We start from the raw sequence: 2,254 nt of genomic DNA on the forward strand, positions 1-2,254 counted from the left end.
GCCCTGCTGCCATGCGCGCAGGCCCTTCGACAGGCTCAGGGCCACCCTTCGACAGGCTCAGGGCGAACGGATTCTTTCCCTCCCGTTCCTGCGAGCCATCGCGAGCCAGGGCTTGCAGGTAGGCCGGCGGGAAGCCGGCGTTCGTCACGCCGTACTCGCGCATCGCCGCGAGCGTCTGCGCCGGCGTCCACAGCGCCTCGTCGCGCAGCAGCAGCGAGGCGCCGCAGCCCAGCACCGTCAGCAGCCGCTCGTGCGCGCCGTCGAACGAGAACGACAGGAAGTGCAGTTCGCGCGTCGCCGGGCTCATCTCGTACAGCAGCGCCGTGTCGCGGCAGTGCATCGCGAGCGGCCCGTGCGCCACGGCCACGCCCTTCGGCCGACCGGTCGAACCGGAGGTGTAGATCACGWAGGCGAGGCTGCCGGCGTGCAGCGGCACCCGGGGGTCCGTGTCAGCCCCGCCCTGCGCCTCCAGCTCGCGCACCGACTCGGCCGTCAACAGCAGCGCCGCGCCGCAGTCCTCGCGCATGAACGCGATCCGCTCTGCCGGGTGCGACGGATCCAGCGGCACGTACGCCCCACCCGCCTTCAGCACCGCGAGCAGCGCGACGATCAACTCGAACGAACGGGGCAGCGACACCGCCACACGGCTTTCCGGCCCCACGCCGAGCACGACCAGCCGCTGCGCGAGCCGGTTCGCCCGGTGGTTCAGCTCACCATAGCTCAGCACGCCATCGCCGTGCAGCACCGCCGGCGCGTCCGGATCGCGCAGCGCATGCCGCTCGAACGCCTGGTGCACCCACTCGCTGCCGAGCGGCTGCGGCGCATTGACGCCCCAGGCCTGCAGCTGCGCACGCTCCTGCGCATCCAGCAGGTCGACCTCGCCGAGCGCCGTCTGCGGCTGCCACGCCAACGCCGCCAGCACCGCGAGGTACTGCCGCGCCAGCCGCGCGATCGTCGCCGCCTCGAACAGTTCATCCGCATAACTGAACACCGCCTGCACGCGGCCATCCGCATGCTCCAGCGTGTCGAGCGTCAGCTCGAACTGCGCGGCCAGCTCACCCAGCGGCTGCTCCTGCACGCGCAGGCCCGGCAGTTGTGCCAGCAGCGCATGGTTGCGGCGCTGGTGGTTGTAGAGCACCTCGAACAGCRGGTGCGTACCGAGGCTGCGCTCGGGCTGCAGCGCATCGACGAGCTGCTCGAACGGCAGGTCGGGATGCTCCTGGGCGCCGAGCGCGGCGTCGCGCGCCTGCGCCAGCACCTGCGCCAGGGGCATGCGCGCGTCGACGACGTTGCGCAGCACCTGCGTGTTGACGAAGAAGCCGACCAGCCCCTCGGTCTCGACGCGCTGCCGGTTGGCGATCGGCACGCCGACCCGCACGTCGTGCCGGCCGCTCCACCGCGCGAGCAGCGCCTGCCAGGCGGCCAGCAGCGCGGTGAACAGCGTGGCCTGCTGCGCGCCGGCGCGCTGGCGCAGCGCTTGCACCAGCGCCGGCGGCAGGTCCACCGTGTGCTGCGCGGCACGCAGCCGCGCATCGGCCGCGCGCGGGCGGTCGGTCGGCAGCTGCAGCACCGGGTGGTCGGCGCCCAGTTGCGCCGTCCAGTACGCCAGCTGGCGCGCCTGCTCTCCGGCCGCCAGGCCGTGGCGCTGCCAGCGGGCGTAGTCGGTGTAGCGGATCGGCAGCGGCGGCAACTCGATCGAACGTTGCTCGACGCGTGATCGGTAGAGCGACACGAACTCGCCGACGATCACCTGCAGCGAGGCGCCGTCGGACACGATGTGGTGCATCACGACCGCCAGCACGTGCTCCTGCGGCGTGAGCTTCAGCAGCGCGAGGCGCAGCAGCGGCCTGCGCGCCAGGTCGAACGGCACGGCGTTGATGCGCTGCAGCTCGGCGGCGAGCGAGGCTTCGTCGGTGTCGATCTCGGGCAGCTCGATGCCCACCGCCGGCAGCACGCGCGGCCGCGCCAGCCCGTCGGGCAGCGCGTCGAACACCGTGCGCAGCGATTCGTGGCGGGCCACCAGCGCGCTGAAGCTCGCGCGCAGGGCGCCCACGTCGAGCCGGCCGCTCAGCCTCAACGCACCGGCGATGTGGTACGCGGTGCTCGCAGGGTCGAGCCGCCACAGGAACCACTGCCGCGCCTGGGCATGCGACATCGGATCGGGCTCGTCAGCTTGCGACCACGGCACGATCGGCAGCCGGCCGAAATCGACGCCCTGCTCGCGCAGCAGCGCGAGGAAAGCGCTGCGGCGCTC

Annotated in this window: 1 protein-coding gene; it reads right to left on the reverse strand. The window is 72.7% G+C overall.

Annotated elements, in window-relative coordinates:
- Window positions 1-2,254 (reverse strand): condensation domain-containing protein (locus AC1D01_RS31025; protein ID WP_477873296.1); only part of this gene is annotated, 2,254 nt, incomplete at both ends.

This window comes from Rhizobacter sp. P3_B12 (assembly GCF_056402895.1).